We start from the raw sequence: 246 nt of genomic DNA, 5'->3' as shown, positions 1-246 counted from the left end.
AGGTATAAAAAAAGGTCATGACAAAAAGCTTTTTGAAAATTTTTCTTGTGGTCTAAAAACTAATCGTGATGCTTGGGCGTATAACTCAAGCCGTGAAGTTTTAAAGAAAAACATGAATAATATGATTACGTTCTATAACAGCGAAGTAGAACGTTTTAATAATATCCATCGACACTCTGATCGTAAAACACGTGCAAATGCTGTAGATAGTTTCGTCAATACAGATGTAAAAAAGATCAGTTGGAG

At 32.9% G+C, this 246-nt stretch carries 1 protein-coding gene; it reads left to right on the top strand.

Annotation, left to right across the window (positions count from 1 at the left end):
• The coding region (locus BN338_RS12520; RefSeq protein WP_039762526.1) for a type ISP restriction/modification enzyme at positions 1-246 on the top strand (246 nt) is incomplete at both ends.

It is taken from the genome of Bartonella queenslandensis AUST/NH15 (genome assembly GCF_000312585.1).
Classification (GTDB): domain Bacteria; phylum Pseudomonadota; class Alphaproteobacteria; order Rhizobiales; family Rhizobiaceae; genus Bartonella; species Bartonella queenslandensis_A.
The sequence above is the reverse complement of the archived record's forward strand: the minus strand, read 5'-3'. Positions and strand labels throughout refer to the sequence as shown.